We start from the raw sequence: 17,814 nt of genomic DNA, 5'->3' as shown, positions 1-17,814 counted from the left end.
ATCCCCTCCTATTTTAATTCCACGATCGTCACCCCTGCGTCCCCTTCGCCGTACTCCGCCAGATGGTAGGATTTGACATGCTTCTGGCGGCGCAGAAATTCGTGGATTCCTTTTCGCAGCGCGCCGGTTCCCTTGCCGTGGACTACCCGGACGGAATTGAGATGGGACAGGATGGCGTCGTCCAGATATTTGTCCAGCTCCGAGACGGCTTCGTCCACCGTGCGCCCCAGCAGGTTGATCTCCGGGCTGACGGAGAGGGATTTGCCCATCTTGATCTTTCCGCCTCCGGTATGTTTTTTCCGGGATGTGGAAAATGGGTTCTGTTCCTCCATGATCTCCAGGTCGGAGATATGCACCTGGGAACTCAAAATCCCCATCTGCACGGTGACATTTCCACGGGCATCGGGCAGGGAACGGATGGTTCCGGTCAGGTTCATGCTGAGCACCCGCACGGATTCGCCCAGCTTGAAGTCGGATGCCTTGTGCTCCTTCTTCGGCTTCTGTGTTTTCAGGGAAGGCGACGAGGACGTATCCTTGATCTTTTTGCGCAGCCGTTCCCGCTCCCGCTCCATATCGGCGGCAGAGATATTTTCCTTGCCGAAACGGTGGAAATTTTTGATCGTTTCATCGGCAACCTCTTTGGCCTCCCGCAGGATGGCATTGGCCTTGTCGTTGGCCTCCCGGAGAATCTTTTCTTTCTGTTCCTCCAGGCGTTCCTCCTTTTGCCGGAGCTGGGCCTTCATGCGCTCCATTTCCCGGCGGTGGGCCTGGATCTCATCCTGCTCCTTCTCAATGGTCCGCTTGCTCGTCTCCAGGTCGGTCAGCAGATCTTCGAAGGAAATGTCCTGCTCGGAGAGACGCATTTTCGCATCCTCGATGATGTAATCCGGCAGCCCCAGCTTTCCGGATATGGCAAATGCATTACTCTTTCCGGGAATGCCGATGAGCAGGTGGTAGGTGGGGCGAAGGCTTTCCACGTCAAACTCGCAGCATGCATTTTCCACGCCGGGAGTGGACAGGGCGAACACCTTCAGCTCGCTGTAGTGGGTGGTGGCCATGGTGCGGATGTCCCGGTCATGGAGATAGGAGAGGATGGCGATAGCCAGCGCAGCTCCCTCTGTGGGGTCCGTACCTGCCCCCAGCTCGTCGAAGAGCACCAGGGAGCGTTCGTCCACATCTTTTAAGAAAGAAACGATATTGGTCATGTGGGAGGAAAAGGTACTCAGGCTCTGTTCGATGCTCTGCTCGTCTCCGATGTCCGCGTACACCTGGTGAAATACGGCCAGCTCCGAACGGTCGGAGGCCGGGATGTGCAGACCCGCCTGTCCCATCAGCGTAAACAATCCCACGGTTTTCAAGGAGACCGTCTTTCCGCCGGTATTGGGGCCGGTGATGATCAGCAGGGAAAAATCCTGCCCCAGAGTGACCGTGATGGGCACCACCTTCCGGGCATCCAGCAGGGGGTGGCGTCCGTTCCGTATATGAATCCGGCCCTCTTCGTTGAGGATGGGGCGGCTTCCGTTCATGGACATGGCAAGCTGCCCTCTGGCAAAGATAAAGTCCAGATCCGTCAGGCAGCGGTAGTCGGTACGGATCTCTTCGATATAACCCGCGGTTTCCTCGCTCAGGCGGGCCAGGATGACCTGGATCTCCTCCTGCTCTTTGGCGTACAGTTCCTTTAAGTCATTGTTCAGCTTGACCACAGCCATGGGCTCCATAAACAGGGTGGAGCCGGTGGCGGACTGGTCGTGGATCATGCCGCTGACCTGGTTCCGGTATTCCGCCTTCACCGGGAGACAGTAGCGGTCGCCCCGCATGGTGATGATGGGGTCCTGCAGGTAAGTCCGCAGGGAGCCGTTGACCAGGCCGTTCAGCGTGGTGTGGACTTTTTCGTTGATGCTGTCCATGCTGCGCCGGATGCGCTTGAGCGTGGGGCTTGCGTCGTCGCTGATCTCCTCCTCGCTGAGAATACAGCGGTCGATCTCATTGGACAGGGTGGTCAATGGCTCCAGTTGTTCAAAATAAATGTCCAGGCAGTCCGCGGATTCCTCCTGGGTGTCGTGCCGCCCGTAGGCTTTCGCCCGCCCGGTATTCTGCAGCAGCCTGCAGATCCGCAGCAGTTCTCCGCTTCCCAAAGCAGCGCCGATCTCCAGGCGCTTCATGGATTCTTCTACCGGAGCGGCGTCCCCGAAGGAAATGCGCCCTTTCTTGATAAGCCTGGTAAATGCGGCGGCCGTCTGCTCCTGTGCCGTATCAATCCGCTCCATATCGGTCATGGGCTTTAAGCGGCGGCAGAGCTGCCGTCCACGGAAGGAGGTTGCCTGCTCCTCCAAGAGGGCGGTGATCTTGTCATATTCTAATTTGGTTAATGTTTTCTGATTCATAGTCTGTATATTCCTTTTTTGAAAAATCTTTTACCGCGAAGCAGCGAGTCAGGCAGTCATGCCTGCAAGGATGTTCGGCGGCAGGATGCTCTTTTCATTGTACCTTATCCGGCGGCGAATGAAAAGGAATTTTTCCTTGAGTTCATGACAAACCAGAAATCTGATTGAGGAAACTTCCGATAAGTGATAATATATAAGGCAGGATAAAGGAATGCTGTTTTTGATAAATGTATGTATTACAGGGAAAAAAGACTGTAAAGTGGGTGTGAATTTATGATTGAGAAGAAGAAACTTCCGATAGGCGAAGAATTTTTCCGCAATATCAGAACAAAAGGGTTCTACTATGTGGACAAGACGGGCTTTATCAGTGAGCTTCTGAAAACCAGGGGCAGTGTAAATCTTTTTACACGTCCAAGGCGTTTTGGCAAGAGCTTAAATATAGATATGCTGAAAACCTTTTTTGAGTTTGGAACAGATGCAGCTTTGTTCGAGGGGCTGGGGATTGCAGCGGAAAAAGAGCTGTGCGAACAGCATATGGGGAAATATCCGGTTATCTCCATCAGTTTGAAAGACGTTGGAGGGGAAGATTTCCAAACGGCATATGAAACGTTGTGCACTGTTGTCAGTGAAGAAGCGGCAAGGCTGGATTTCCTTTTGGAAAGTGAGAGGTTAATGCAGTATGACAAGGTAAAATTTGAACGGCTGGCAGAGAATCGGTTGGAAAAGCCGTCAGAGCTCCACAATAGTCTGAAGCTTTTGACAAGACTTTTGCGCAGACACTATGGAACATCAGTTGTTGTCTTGATTGACGAGTATGATGTGCCGCTGGATAAGGCTTATCAAAATGGATATTACCCTCAGATGGTAAATCTGATCCGCTCTGTCTTAAGCCAGGTACTTAAGACCAATGAAAATCTTGAATTTGCAGTGATTACGGGGTGCCTGCAGATTGCGAAGGAAAGTATTTTTACAGGGCTTAATAATTTCAAGGTACGGACGGTCTCGGATGTTCGGTTTGCAGAGTATTTCGGATTTACGGATCGGGAAGTGAAAGAATTGCTGGATTACTATGACTTGGGAGATAAGTTTGAATTGTTTCAGGAGTGGTATGACGGATACCGGTTCGGTGAGACTCACATTTACTGCCCATGGGATGTGTTGAATCAATGCGATAAATTTTGTGAATCAAGGAGTGCGCGGATGGAATCCCATTGGGAGAATAGCAGCAGCAACCGTATTGTGAAAGAGATTCTGGAACATTCTAACGAGACTACAAGAGCAGAGATCGAGGCATTGATTTCCGGAGAGTATGTGGAGAAATCCTTGATCTCCGGATTGACATACTCTGATTTTGAAAATGAAGAGCCGCAGAAAAGGCAGACACATTTATGGAGTATCCTTTTTGCAACTGGTTATTTGACAGATGCGGTAAGACCGGCCGGCAAGATTCATCGGCTTGTAATTCCCAATAGAGAGATCCGTGGAATCTATGAGGAGAGAATCCTGTCTTGGTTTGAAACAAAAACAGTAAGCAATACAGAACGGTGGAAGAAATTTTGTTCGGCGGTTAAAGAAGGGGATGGAGCGGCATTTCAAAGTCTGTTTAACAGCTTTATGGATGATTCCATCAGCATTCGGGATACTTTTATCCGGAAAGAGATGAAAGAAAATTTTTATCATGGAATGCTGCTGGGGCTGATGAGAGCGGAAGAAAGCTGGATTGTGAAGTCCAATGCAGAATCCGGTACTGGATATATGGATATCATGATCAGGATTCCCGCAGAAAAGATTGGATGCATTATGGAAGTGAAATATGCGGAAGACGGTACATTTGAGACCGCATGTAAGAAGGCAATGAAGCAGATTGAAGATGAAGGGTATACAGCAGCTTTGGAACAGGAGGGGATTCAGGTGATTCATAAGTTTGGGATTGCCTGCCATAAGAAACGCTGCAAAGTGTTATATAATAAAGCGGTTATCCGACCAGGAGGCCCTATTGAAAGGTAATGACTGCGTGAAACGAGTTACAGGGTGCGCGACGCCGTGCAGCAAGTGCACAGCACCGTGTGAACAGTAACAAATGACCTGCCGAATCCTCTCCTTCTCAATATATGACATTGACAACCGCAGCAAATTTGAGTATATTTAGAATTAATCATAAAAGCGATTAAATAAACCTATGGAGGGGAAATATGGCTAAAGGTGTAACATTGGCAGATATAGCAGCAAAAGTCGGGGTGAGCAATGTTGCAGTGTCGAAAGCGCTGTCGGGAAAGCCGGGGGTCAGCGAGGAACTGCGGGGCCGGATCAAACAGGTGGCAGAGCAGATGGGGTATATCTCCGGCTCTTCAGGCAGATCCGCGCCTGCAGCCACAGGGAACATCGGCGTGATCATGCCGGAAAATTACTACGGATATTCGGTCTCATTTTACGGGCAGCTTTATGAAAAGGTGGTCAGGGCGCTGTACGACAACCATTACTACGGCATCCTGGAGCTGCTGAAAAAAGAGGACGAGCAGGAAAACAATACTCCGAAGGTGCTGCAGGACGGAAAGGTAGACGGACTGATCCTTGTGGGACAGCTTGGGGAAACATATATCGACGCCATCGTCAGCCAGTCCATGCTGCCGGTGTTTTTTCTGGACACCTACATGCCGTCCATCGCGTTTGACACCGTTATTTCCGACGGATATTACGGAACCTACCTGCTGACCGACTATCTGATCCGGCGAGGGCACAAAAGGATCGGGTATGTGGGAAATATTGACGCCACAAGCAGTATTGCGGATCGGTTCTGGGGCTACAGGAAGGCCCTTCGGGAAAACGGCATTGACTACAGGGAAGAATGGGAAATCTCGGACCGGAGTAAGTACGGGAAGACCCATGATAAGATCCTGACGGAGAAGGGGGATCTGGACGCCTATGTATGCAACTGTGATTTTACGGCCAATATTCTGATTCAAAATCTGGAGGACATGGGATATTCGGTGCCGGACGACGTATCGGTGGTGGGCTTCGATGACTTCCTGCCCATCGGTATGGGGATGGATCCGGGACGGATCACTTCCTACAGCGTGGATCTGGAACGGATGGCGGAGACCTGCGTCACGTCCCTGATCAAAAAGATCCGGCACGAAAAATATGTGGAGGGAGTTCAGATCATAACCGGAAGAATCGTTGAAAAAAAGACGGTTCAGTCAAGAATCTGATCTTTCGGCATCCGTTTTTATGCAGTGCGGCAAAACCCTCCGGGGGATGCGCACTGCGTTTTTTTGAATAAATCTTTTCTGAATATTTCTGTATGCAATCTGAATGCTTCTGTACACAATTCTTAAAAACACCTTTGAATGTTTCTGCACACAACTCTTAGAATACTCTTAAAATAGTCTTAGATTAATTAAAATGAAGTTAAAATTAATTAACAAACATTTCTAACTCCTGTTTTTTTATTTTTAAAAATCACTCATTATGCACTTTATACAAAAAAATAATGTGAATATTAGACAAAACAACGAAAAATATATAGGGGGGGGGTAAAGTATTGACGGATTTAGTTAACTGGTGTATAGTTAAATTAATTTAAAACAATGATTAAATTAATTTCATGATGCATTCGAAGAAAATACTGAAAATATGATATTAAGGCCGCTGGTGCAGTGTCTCATCCACTTCAGCCAAATAACAATAAGGCGATGCGGTGGTATCGTCGATGGAAGCCAACGCAGCAGATGGAAATTCAGGCAAGTTCATTTGGCGCAATATAAATGAGACACTGCACCAGGTCTTAAAATAAAAAAGAAAAAGGAGAAAAAGCAATGAAAAACAATGTAATGAGGAGGATGCTTTCGGTATCACTGGCTGCGGCAATGGTAGTTTCATTATCTGCGTGCGGACCCAAAGAAACAGAACAGGCAGAGAAGCAGGAGATGGACGTGACTCTGGATCAGATCAAGCTGGGTGAGGACTACACGGATATTGAGGCGGATCTGAAATTCCTGACCCACAAGACGGATGTGGTGGATACGACCTTCAAAGGGTATATCGAAGAATTTCAGAAGCTGTATCCCAATATCAATATTGAGTATGAGGGAATCACCGACTATGCAAATGATATCACCACCCGCCTGACGACCGGAGACTGGGGCGATATCTGTATGGTGCCTACGAATGTGGATAAGGACGAGCTGGGAAATTATTTTACCAAGCTGGGAGACAAGGGAACTCTGGCAGAGAACTATGAGGAGAACATGCTGAACAATTTTGCGTACCAGGACGCGGTATACGGCGTTCCGTCCATGGCAAATGTACAGGGCGTGATATACAACAAGGCGGTATTTGAGGAGGCCGGCATCACGGAGCTGCCGAAGACTCCGGATGAGTTCCTGGACGCGCTGGAGGCGATCAAGGAGAAAACAGATGCCATTCCTCTGTATACAAACTTTGCGGCAGGCTGGACGATGACGGCGTGGGACGCGTACATCGACGGAGGGGCAACGGGAGATCCGGATTTTGCCAATACAGGGCTTACAAAAGGAAAAGACCCATTTGCTGACCGGGGCGACGGAACCGGCCCGTATGCAGTCTACAACACCCTGTATGAGGCGGTCAAGCGGGGGCTGACGGAGGACGACCCGACCACCACGGACTGGGAAGGCAGCAAGGGCAGGCTGAACAACGGCGAGATCGGCTGTATGGCGCTGGGCTCCTGGTCAGTCATTCAGATCCAGCAGGCGGGCAGCAATGCGGACGACATCGGATATATGACATTCCCCATCACTGTAGATGGAAAACAGTATGCGGCGGCAGGCCCGGACTACAACTACGGAATCAACTGCAACAGCTCCCGGGATAACCAGATCGCAGCAATGTGCTATATCAAATGGCTGGTGGAAGAATCAGGTTTTGCGCAGGGAGAAGGCGGCCTTTCTATTGTAAAGGGCGATGAATATCCGGAAGCGCTGCAGGCTTTGGAGGGAATCGAGCTGGTGGTCAATAGCCCCGCGGCAGCAGGAGAAGAAAACCTGTTCAACGACGTCAACAACGATTCTGAGCTTGGGATCAATGTATCCGGCGCGGTTCCGACACAGATCGTAGAAGAGGCGGTATCCGGGAACAAGACCATGGAAGAGCTGGCCGCGGAATGGAATGAGAAATGGACGGCAGCCCAGGAATCCAACGGTGTGGAATTTTAAGAAGCCGGCATGGAATGACATGATAAGGAAAGGAGAGTGTGGGATCAATGAGTAATCAGAAGAGTCTGAAAGCGTGGGTTCAATCGGGAAAGGTCAACCGGAAGCTCTGCATTTTTACATTCATGCTCGTACCGGTGGCATTGCTTGTAATCTTTACATACATACCGTTTATCAAGATGATCGGATTCAGCTTTTATGATATGAAATACATCGGCGACCGGGAATTTGTGGGGCTGCAGAACTATGTGGAGGTATTCACAAGAAAAGACTGCTTCCAGGCGCTTAAGCTGAGTCTGTACTATATTGCTGCTTCCTTTATCCAGCTTGGGCTGGCGCTGTACTTCGCGTCAGTGCTGAGCTTCCGGGTAAAAGGCAGCGGGGTGTTTAAAGGGCTGATGTTTTTCCCCTACCTGGTATGCGGGATCGCGGTGGGATTTATTTTTAAATTTTTCTATACCAGGGGGTTCGTTCTGGATACGGTCCTGCAGTGGTGCGGCTTCAACCTGGAGCAGCTTCCTTACTGGCTGAAAGATACAAGCATCAACAACATTTCCGTTGCGGCCACTTCCATATGGAGGTACATGGGACAGGGCATGGTCATGTTTATCGGGGCGATCATGTCGGTGGATGCTTCCCTCTATGAGGCAGGAGATATTGACGGGGCGAACAGCTTCCAGAAATTTGTCTACATCATTTTGCCGAACATCAAGACGATCATCGTGCTGAACATGATCCTTTCGATCACCGGCTCCCTGAGCGTATTCGAACCGCCTTACGTTATTACCGGCGGTGACTTCGGGACAGGAACCTACTTCGTCATCATGAACAGGCTGGCCCATGAAAGCCAGAAGGTAGGACTGGCGTCCGCCATGGCTGTGGTGCTGCTGATCCTGATCATGATCGCCACGCTGATCCAGAAGGGCATCGAAAAGTATTACTTCGGCGTGGGAGAAACAGAGTCGATCCGTGAGGTCAGAAAGCGTAAAAAACGTCTGGAAGCGGAAGCCAGAGGAGGTGCACAGTGATGTCAAAGGCAAAGGTAAAAAGAAACGTTCTCTCTGTTTTGAAATACATGACACTGATATTCGGGGCGTTCGTATCGGTGCTTCCCATCGTCGTCTGCGTGATCACAGCATTTAAGACGCCGGAGGAATACGCCTCCACGAATGTCATGACGCTGCCCCAGAGCTGGACTTATTTTGAAAACTTTATCCAGGCGTGGAAGCAGGCCAATATGGGGGTCGCGTTCCGCAATTCCGCCATCATCCTGGTGTGCGTGCTGACCGGGTCGATTTTGACCGGCTCCATGCTGGCATATGTGCTGAGCCGTTTCAAATTCAAAGGCAACGGACTGATCCGCAATATGTTCCTGTTTGCCTCGCTCCTTCCCGGCATCGCCATGCAGGTATCCGTATACCAGATCATGTACAGCCTGGGATGGATCAACTTCCTGCCGGGATATATCATCATGATGTGCGGGACAGATATCATTTCCATCTACATTTTTATACAGTTTTTTGAAAATATCCCGGATTCCCTGGACGAATCGGCGATCATGGACGGGTGCACCTACTTCGGCGTATTTTTCCGGATCCTGTTCCCGCTCCTGAAACCGGCCATCGTGACGGTCATGATCCTGAAAGGCGTGGGGGTGTACAACGAATACTATACGGCGAACCTGTATCTGCAGGATAAAAACCGGCTGGTTACGGTTGCTACCTCATTGTTTAAGTTTACAGGGCCTTTGGGAAATCAGTATAACTATATCTGCGCGGGCGTCATCATCACGATGATCCCGGCCCTGATCGTATTTATCCTCTGCCAGAAGCAGATCTACGGCGGACTGGCAGCAGGGGCCGTGAAGGGTTAAGAGGAGGTCCGCCGCGGACCGGCGGCGTGAACCGCAGAGAGGCCGCGGCGGGAGCACCGATTTGGGAAGTGAATATGGATTATGGAGGAAGAATATGAGTGAAGTAAAGATCATCGGGGCAGCAGTGCCCAATATGCCCTGGCAGGAAAGGCAGGAGCAGGGAAAAGCAGGGATGCCGGTATGGAGGTACACGGAGAATCCGGTCATCGGGCGCAATCCGGCAGAGGGCGTTGCACGGATATTCAACAGTGCGGTGATGCCCTGCAACGGGGAATTTATCGGCGTATTCCGGGGGGAGCAGACCAACGGGATTCCATACATTTATCTCGGCCGGAGCGGGGACGGCATCCACTGGGATTTTGAAAAGGAGAAGCTCCGCTTTGAGGATGAAGCGGGAAATGAATTTATGCCCAGGTATGCTTACGACCCCAGGCTGGTCAGGGTGGAGGACACGTATTATATCATCTGGTGCCAGGATTTTTACGGCGCTTCGATCGGGGCCGCTAAGACACAGGATTTTAAAAAATTTGTCCGGATTGAGAACCCGTTTCTTCCATTTAATAGAAACGCGGTGCTGTTTCCGAGAAAGGTGAACGGGAAATTTTTGATGCTGTCCCGTCCAAGTGACAGCGGGCACACGCCGTTCGGGGATATCTTCATTTCCGAGAGCAGGGATATGGAATATTGGGGCAGGCACCGTCATGTGATGGGAAAAGGAAACGAGTGGTGGCAGAATGTGAAGATCGGCGGAGGAGCGGCGCCCATCGAGACAAGCGAAGGGTGGCTTTTGTTCTACCACGGCGTGACCGGGACCTGCAACGGCTATGTATACAGCATCGGCGGAGCGATCCTGGATCTGGAGCAGCCTTCCATCGTGAAATACCGCTGCAGCACCTTCCTGCTGACGCCGGAGGAATGGTATGAGGAACGGGGGTTTGTGCCCAACGTAACCTTCCCCTGCGCTACGGTCCAGGACGCCCCAAGCGGAAGGATCGCCATCTACTACGGCGCTGCCGATACGTATGTGGGGCTTGCGTTTGCAAAGGCAGACGAGGTGGTGGCTTACATCAAAGAACACAGTGTCGTTTCCCCGGAAGATACGGAGATTGGAGTCAGGTAAAATCATGCTGAAAACAGAAGTGAAACAACATTTGACAGAAACCCTGATTCCCTTCTGGCAGGGCATGACGGACCGGGAAAACGGAGGGTTTTACGGCTATCTGAGCTACGGCCTGGAGCTGGACCGTAAGGCGGTCAAGGGCTGTATCCTGAACAGCAGGATTCTCTGGTTTTTCTCCAATGCTTATCTGGCACTGGGGGAGGAGCACCTTCTGGAAAGCGCGGGGCATGCCTTCCGCTTTCTGAGGGATCACTGCCTGGATCGGGAATACGGCGGCGTCTACTGGTCGCTGGATTACAAGGGAGAGCCCCAGGACGAGACGAAACACACGTATAACCAGGCATTTGCCATCTACGCGCTTTCTTCCTATTATGATGCGTCCAAGGATGCGGAGGCTCTGGAGATTGCGCGCGGCCTGTACCGTGTGGCGGAAGAAAAATGTAAGGACGTATGGGACGGGACAGCCGGTCCGGGAAGCAGCCCGGCCGGGGACGGGACGGTGAAAACGCCGGACAGGGAGATTGCTATGCCGGAGGGAAGGAACGCTGCGCCGGGGATTGGCTACCGGGAAGCGTTCACCAGGGACTTTGTCCCGGCGGAGAATGACAAGCTTTCCGAAAACGGCGTTATGGCCGAGAAGACCATGAACACATTGCTGCATGTATTTGAAGCGTACACGGAGCTTTACCGTGTGACCGGGGACGGGGAGGTTGCGGACCGGCTCCGGGAAATGCTGGATATTGTGGCGGACAAGGTCTACAATCCCCGGCTGGGACGGCAGGAAGTATTCTTTGACCGTTTCTGGAACCCGCTGATCGATCTGTACTCCTACGGCCACGATATTGAAGCCGCATGGCTCATAGACCGGGGGCTGGATATACTGGGCGACAGAGCCTATACGGAACGGCTTGCGCCCATCACGGAAACCATCACGGACCATATTTTCCACAGGGCATACACAGACCATTCCCTGGTCAACGAGGCGGAAAACGGCGTGGTAGATAGGACCCGGGTCTGGTGGGTCCAGGCAGAGGCCGTAGTGGGTTTCCTGAACGGATATCAGAGACATCAGGAGAAGAAAGAGTACCTGGCGGCGGCAGAGGACATCTGGGGCTACATCCGGGATCATCTGATCGACCGGCGTCCGGGGTCGGAGTGGTTTTCCGGTCTGGACGAGGAACACAGGCCGATTCAGAAGGCCATCGTTGACCCGTGGAAATGCCCGTACCACAACGGGCGGATGTGCCTGGAGGTCATGAAGCGGGTTTGAACGATCATAGGTAGGTTGCTAATCCGAAGCCGCATTTTCATTGCATTAAATTGCATAAAAATGTGACTTCGGATTGCAACCGTACAGGTGAAAAGATTAGTATATAAGGAGGCAATGCAGAGATGCTTCACAAACAATATTATGTCGAACAGGCGAAGGTGGATCGGCTGGTTTCCGGGAAAAACCGGAAAAGCAGCTTTTACAACGGGATTTACGACAGATACGAGTACCCGGTGCTGACCAGGGAGTTTGCCCCGGTTCACTGGAGATATGACCTGGATGAGGAAACGAACCCGTATTTTATGGAACGGCTTGGCATCAACGCAGTGATGAACTCCGGGGCCATTTGCCTGAACGGAACATATTATCTGGTCGTGCGGGTGGAAGGAAATGACAGGAAATCGTTTTTTGCGGTGGCGGAAAGCAAGACGGGAATCGACGGATTCCGCTTCTGGGACGAGCCGGTGGTGCTGCCGGATACCTGCCCGGAGGAGACCAATGTATACGACATGCGTCTGACCCTGCATGAGGACGGCTGGATCTACGGCCTGTTCTGCTCGGAAAGTAAGGATGCAGAAAACCCGGATCTGTCTGCGGCGGTGGCCGCGGCGGGGATCGTCCGGACGAAGGACTTCAAGACCTGGGAACGGCTGGACAACCTGAAAACGCTGCAGTCGCCCCAGCAGAGGAACGTTGCCCTCCACCCGGAATTTGTGGACGGGAAATACGCGTTCTATACACGCCCCATGGACGGTTTCATTGAGACCGGAAGCGGCGGTGGCATCGGGTTCGGACTGTGTGAGGACATCCGGCACGCGGTGATCGGAGAGGAAAGGATCATCAGCAGACGGATTTACCATACCCTTACAGAGTCCAAAAACGGGGCCGGCGCGCCTCCCATCCGGGGAAAAAAATGCTGGATACACATTGCCCACGGCGTCCGGAATACGGCGGCAGGGCTGCGCTATGTCCTGTACGCGTTCGGAACCGACCTTAAGGATCCCTCCAGAGTCGTGGCGGAGCCCTCCGGCGTCTTTCTCGTTCCATTGGGAGAGGAGCGGGTCGGGGACGTGTCCAATGTGGTATTCACCAACGGGGCCGCGGTCAGGGAAAACGGGGATGTATACATTTACTATGCCTCCTGCGACACCAGGCTGCATGTGGCAGCCACAACCATCGACCGGCTGGAGGAATATCTGTTTTCCACACCGAAGGACCCGCTGCGGTCCGCGGACTGCGTGAAGCAGAGGTGTGAAATGATCCGCCGGAATCTGGCGCTGCTGAAAGGCTGAGTCGGTTGGAGGCTTTTTAGGGCATCCAACCGTACAGGTCGGTATACGAGGGAGGAAGCGAATGAAAAAGCTGACAATCGAGCATCCGTTTTTTGAATTTATGGGAAGGATCGGCGACTGGATGATATTAAATGTCCTGTTTCTCCTTACATCGCTGCCGGTCATTACGATCGGAATGTCCGCGACGGCGTTCTACCGGGTGGGCCTGCGCCGTGTGCGGGGGGAGAGCCGGTACGCGGCCAGGGAGTACCTGCAGGCGTGCCGGGAGGAATGGAAGCAGGGCACAAAGCTGTGGCTGTTCTTCCTGGCCGCAGGCTCGGTTCTGCTGTTCGATATCCTGTACGGCAAAAACCTGGGAAGGCTGTTGAACATTGGGGTCGGGATATTGGCAGCGCTGTGGTGCTTTACGATCAGTTATGCCTTCCCCCTGCAGGCAAGATTTCAAAACAGTGTAAGGAATACGCTGGCAAACGCGTTGCGGCTGGCGTTTCGCAATTTCCCTGCGACGCTGGTGATGGCGGCGCTGAACAGTCTGCCGGCAGTGTGCGTCGCGGCAGGGGCATTTTATACGATGGTTGCAATGCCGCTTTTCTGTGTGGCAGGTTTTTCCTGTATTGTATGGATCAACTGTCTGCTGCTGACGAGGATCTTTCAGAAAATAGAAGGAGAAGAGGTATGAGGATCAAACCCGATCACGAAAAATTATCTTACTGCGGAAGGATTGACCGGCGCAGTCCAAAGGAACCGGTTTTTGTATATCCCTGCACCTCGGTAGGGATGCGTTTTACCGGAAATACTTTGAAGGTGTATGTGAGAAACAGAAGCGCGTACTGGGACAATTATCTCGGGTGCATACTGGACGGCAGGCAGACGGCCCTGGCGCTTCCGCCAGACGGAAGTGCAGAGCTGGAGATCCAGGTGGAGCAAAAAGAGAAAGCGGTGCATGAGCTGCTTCTTTTCAAACGGCAGGATGCCTGCCATGAGATGACATTTTTAGGCGTGGAGCTGGAGGACGGCGCAGAGCTTCTGGATATGCCGGAACAGCCGGAGAGGAAGATCGAGGTCTACGGGGATTCTGTCTCAGCCGGGGAAGTCTCGGAAGCGGTGGAATATGCGGGAAAAGAGGATCCGGAGCACAACGGGGAATACTCCAACAGCTGGTATTCCTACGCATGGATGACTGCCAGAAAGCTGAATGCCCGGATTCACGATATCGCACAGGGCGGCATGGCCCTGCTGGACGGGACAGGGTGGTTTCACGGGCCGGATTATATCGGGATGGAAACCGCGTGGGACAAGGTGCATTACCATCCCGAGCTGGCTGAAACATCGGAATGGGACTTTTCCCGGTATGTTCCCCAGGTTGTGATCGTGGCACTGGGTCAGAATGACAGCCACCCGGAGGACTACATGAAGGAAGATTTTGACGGAGAAAAGGCGCGGACATGGCGTACCCGGTACGGGGCGTTTCTCAGGAAGCTGCGGGGAACTTATCCGGATGCCCGGATCATCTGCTGCACCACGCTTTTAAACCACGACCCGGCATGGGACTGCGCCATTGGACGCGTTGTGGAGGAGCTGGGAGACGCGAAAGTGACGCAGTACATGTTCCGGCGAAACGGGAAAGGCACGCCTGGGCATCTGCGGATTCCAGAAGCGGAGGAGATGGCGGAAGAACTGGCTGCCTATATTAAGAAAACAGAGGGATGGAGCGACACATGGAAAGGATAGACCTTACAAGGATCAGGGAATGTATGCGAAGAGCCGATGAAGGCGGAGAACTGACGATTGCTTTTTTCGGAGGATCAATCACCCAGGGCTGCGCCGCGTCCGTACACGAGAAAACCTATTCATACCGGGTGTTTGAATGGTGGAAACGTACATTTCCAAAGGCGGAGTTTCGTTATGTAAATGCAGGGATCGGCGGCACCACCTCCCACTTCGGGGCGGCCAGGATCGTGCCGGATCTGCTGATGTACCAGCCGGATCTGGCGGTCATTGATTTCAGCGTAAACGACGGAGCGGATGATTTTTTTCAGGAGACATACGAAGGAATACTGCGGAGGATTCTGGAATGGAAGTCGAAGCCGGCGGTGCTTGTGCTGAACCATGTGTTTTATGACACCGGGGAAAATGCCCAGCAGTACCACAATGCGGCGGCGGACTGGTACCATGTGCCCCATGTGAGCATGAGGGATACCCTGTACCGGAAGGTGGAGGCGGGGGAGTACGCCATGGAGGAACTCACCGGGGACGCGCTACATCCCAACGATCAGGGGCACGAACTGGTGGCAGAGGAGATCATCGCCTTTTTCCGGCAGGTCTGGGAGGAGACGCGGGCGCGGGAAGGAAACGTGCAGAAAGAAGCCGCTCAGGAAGCCGGTCTGCGCAGAGAAGACGTGCAGAAAGAAGCCGCTCAAAAAGCCGGTCTGCAGGAAGCGGATGCGCAGAAAGAGGACAGCCCGCTCCCGCCTCCGATGACAGAGAATGCGTATGAATTTGCCAGCCGTTTGACGATCCGTGAGATCTCACCGGAGCTTGCAGGCTTCCGGGCAGACACGGAGGAAAAAACAGGGCATCTGGATTTGTTCAAAAACGGATGGATTGGAAAGCGTCCGGGGGACAAGATCCGGTTCCAGGTGACGGCCTCCTGCATTGCCCTCCAGTATCGGAAATCCGTCTCAAAGCCGGCTCTGCGGGCAAAGCTGGTTCTGGACGGAAACCGCGGGGAGGCCCGCATTCTGGACGGAAATTTTGAGGAGGACTGGGGGGACTGCCTGTATCTGGAACCAATCCTCCACCACGGGGATCATGGAAAGCACAGTATTGAACTGGAAATCCTGGACGACGGGGCAGAGACTGCGGTACCGTTCTATCTGGTGTCGCTGATCACCGCGTAGTACCGATGTCCTGTCTGGGATGCAGATGGATCAAAATAGAAGGAGAAGCAAAAAAATGGATGCAAGAAAGTTATATGAGTTTTGGCTGAATGATCCGTATTTCGATGAGGAGACGAAACAGGAGCTGCGGGCAATCGAAGACGACGCGGCTGAGATTGAAGAACGTTTTTATCGGAATCTGGAATTTGGGACCGGCGGGCTCCGGGGGATCATCGGGGCAGGCACAAACCGCATGAACCTGTACACCGTGCGGAGGGCAACCCAGGGCCTTGCGAATTATATTTTAAAGGAGCAGGGGGAGAAAAAAGGCGCTGCCATTGCCTTTGACTCCCGGAATATGTCCCCGGAGTTTGCGGAGGAAGCGGCGCTCTGCCTGGCGGCAAACGGGATCAGGGCATACATTTTTCCCTCCCTGCGTCCCACGCCGATGCTGTCCTTTGCCCTGCGTCAGCTTGGATGTACGGCCGGGATCGTGGTGACGGCCAGCCACAATCCGCCGGAATATAACGGGTATAAGGTATACTGGGAGGACGGCGCGCAGATCACATTTCCCAGAGATCAGGAGATCATAAGCGAGGTCAACGCTGTCGAGGATTATGGGCAGGTAAAGACCATGTCCCGGCAGGATGCGGAAAAGGCCGGGCTGTACAGGGTGATCGGCCCGGAGATGGACGATGCATACATTGAGAGCCTGAAAAAGTTGGTGATCCATCCGGAAATCCTGCGGGAGGAAGCGGCAGACTTGAAGATCGTCTACACGCCACTGCACGGAACCGGCAATCTCCCGGTCCGCAGAGTCCTCTCGGAGCTTGGATTTTCACAGGTGTATGTGGTGGAGGAGCAGGAGCTTCCGGACGGCAGATTTCCCACCGTTTCCTATCCCAACCCGGAGGACAAAAACGCATTTACTCTGGCTCTTGAGCTTGCCAGGGAGAAAGACGCGGATCTCATCCTTGCCACAGACCCGGATGCGGACCGGCTGGGCGTCTATGCGAAGGATTCCCGCACAGGGGAATACGTGGGCTTTACCGGAAATATGTCTGGAATGCTGATTCTGGAATACATCCTTTCCCAGAAGAAGGCGATGGGAACACTGCCGGAAAACGGCGCCGTGGTGACGACCATTGTTTCCGGGAAAATGTCCCGGGAGATTGCCAGAGAATATCAGACAGACCTGATCGAAACGCTGACTGGTTTTAAATATATCGGCGAGCAGATCAAGTTTTTTGAACAAAACCATGAGCACGAGTATGTATTCGGCTACGAGGAAAGCTACGGCTGCCTGGTAGGGACCCATGCCCGGGACAAGGATGCGGTGGTGGCTGTGATGGCACTGTGCGAGACGGCTGCGTGGTGCAGGCATCAGGGAATGACCCTCCAGGATCAGATGGAAACGCTGTACCGGCGATATGGTTATTTTAAAGAAGGACTGTCTACGATTACGCTAAAAGGGCAGGAGGGCGTAAGGAAGATCGCGGCAATCATGGAACGTATCCGGAAGGACGTGCCGGAGCAGATCGGAGGCTTCCCTGTGACGCAGTTCCGGGATTACAGGGAGGATGTCCTGCTGAACACTGTGACAAAAGAAAAGGGGAAAACCGGCCTGCCCAAATCCAATGTGCTGTACTTTGAAATGGGACAGGCTGCGTGGTGCTGTGTCCGCCCGTCCGGAACCGAGCCGAAGATCAAATTTTACATCGGCGTAAAAGGGGAAAGCGGGGAAGACGCGGAAATGATGCTGCAGAAGCTGACGGAGGCGGTACAGGGATTCGGGAGCTGACGCCTG

At 52.6% G+C, this 17,814-nt stretch carries 13 protein-coding genes; 12 read left to right on the top strand and 1 reads right to left on the bottom strand.

All coding sequences use genetic code 11. The annotated features are described in order from the left end of the window. Nucleotides 1-8 precede the first annotated feature (8 nt). Nucleotides 9-2,384 carry an endonuclease MutS2 gene (locus EBB54_RS20715; protein WP_004072255.1) on the bottom strand — a complete coding sequence of 792 codons (2,376 nt, stop codon included), beginning with the start codon at nt 2,382-2,384 and terminating at the stop codon, nt 9-11. 273 nt (nt 2,385-2,657) lie between these two features. Between EBB54_RS20715 and EBB54_RS20710 the strand changes: the two genes are divergently transcribed. From EBB54_RS20710 to EBB54_RS20655, 12 genes are all read left to right on the top strand, one after another. Next, nucleotides 2,658-4,391, top strand: a complete 1,734-nt coding sequence (locus EBB54_RS20710) for an AAA family ATPase (RefSeq protein WP_125128800.1) — start codon at nt 2,658-2,660, stop codon at nt 4,389-4,391. Nucleotides 4,392-4,576: 185 nt separating this feature from the next. Beyond that, the gene (locus EBB54_RS20705) at nt 4,577-5,593 is read left to right on the top strand and encodes a LacI family DNA-binding transcriptional regulator (RefSeq protein ID WP_016298580.1); all 1,017 of its coding nucleotides are present in this window, start codon (nt 4,577-4,579) and stop codon (nt 5,591-5,593) included. A 606-nt stretch (nt 5,594-6,199) separates the two neighbouring features. Continuing rightward, nucleotides 6,200-7,576 (top strand): ABC transporter substrate-binding protein, encoded by a 1,377-nt coding sequence (locus EBB54_RS20700; RefSeq protein WP_125128799.1) that lies wholly within the window; start codon nt 6,200-6,202, stop codon nt 7,574-7,576. Between the two features lie 47 nt (nt 7,577-7,623). After that, complete coding sequence (locus tag EBB54_RS20695; RefSeq protein ID WP_125128798.1) at nt 7,624-8,601, top strand: carbohydrate ABC transporter permease; 978 nt, start codon at nt 7,624-7,626, stop codon at nt 8,599-8,601. Beyond that, nucleotides 8,601-9,446: a carbohydrate ABC transporter permease gene (locus tag EBB54_RS20690; protein WP_016298583.1), complete on the top strand. Its 846-nt coding sequence runs from the start codon at nt 8,601-8,603 to the stop codon at nt 9,444-9,446. Before EBB54_RS20695 ends, EBB54_RS20690 begins: the two co-directional genes overlap by 1 nt. A 94-nt stretch (nt 9,447-9,540) precedes the next feature. Continuing rightward, nucleotides 9,541-10,566, top strand: a complete 1,026-nt coding sequence (locus EBB54_RS20685; protein ID WP_125128797.1) for a glycoside hydrolase family 130 protein — start codon at nt 9,541-9,543, stop codon at nt 10,564-10,566. Nucleotides 10,567-10,570: 4 nt separating this feature from the next. Next, nucleotides 10,571-11,836: an AGE family epimerase/isomerase gene (locus EBB54_RS20680; protein ID WP_125128796.1), complete on the top strand. Its 1,266-nt coding sequence runs from the start codon at nt 10,571-10,573 to the stop codon at nt 11,834-11,836. Nucleotides 11,837-11,958: 122 nt separating this feature from the next. Then, complete coding sequence (locus tag EBB54_RS20675) at nt 11,959-13,128, top strand: glycoside hydrolase family 130 protein (RefSeq protein WP_125128795.1); 1,170 nt, start codon at nt 11,959-11,961, stop codon at nt 13,126-13,128. A gap of 61 nt (nt 13,129-13,189) precedes the next feature. Beyond that, nucleotides 13,190-13,807 carry a YesL family protein gene (locus EBB54_RS20670; RefSeq protein WP_125128794.1) on the top strand — a complete coding sequence of 206 codons (618 nt, stop codon included), beginning with the start codon at nt 13,190-13,192 and terminating at the stop codon, nt 13,805-13,807. Then, nucleotides 13,804-14,859 (top strand): SGNH/GDSL hydrolase family protein, encoded by a 1,056-nt coding sequence (locus EBB54_RS20665; RefSeq protein WP_016298588.1) that lies wholly within the window; start codon nt 13,804-13,806, stop codon nt 14,857-14,859. The genes EBB54_RS20670 and EBB54_RS20665 overlap by 4 nt, the downstream gene beginning before the upstream one ends. Next, on the top strand, nt 14,847-16,028 hold the full coding sequence (locus tag EBB54_RS20660) for an SGNH/GDSL hydrolase family protein (RefSeq protein ID WP_125128793.1): 1,182 nt from the start codon (nt 14,847-14,849) through the stop codon (nt 16,026-16,028). The genes EBB54_RS20665 and EBB54_RS20660 overlap by 13 nt, the downstream gene beginning before the upstream one ends. 55 nt (nt 16,029-16,083) lie before the next feature. After that, the gene (locus EBB54_RS20655) at nt 16,084-17,808 is read left to right on the top strand and encodes a phospho-sugar mutase (protein WP_125128792.1); all 1,725 of its coding nucleotides are present in this window, start codon (nt 16,084-16,086) and stop codon (nt 17,806-17,808) included. The last annotated feature ends 6 nt before the right edge of the window (nt 17,809-17,814 follow it).

The sequence above is a fragment of the Schaedlerella arabinosiphila genome (genome assembly GCF_003885045.1).
In the GTDB taxonomy this organism is placed as follows: domain Bacteria; phylum Bacillota; class Clostridia; order Lachnospirales; family Lachnospiraceae; genus Schaedlerella; species Schaedlerella arabinosiphila.
This window is presented reverse-complemented; position numbering and strand designations above follow the sequence as displayed.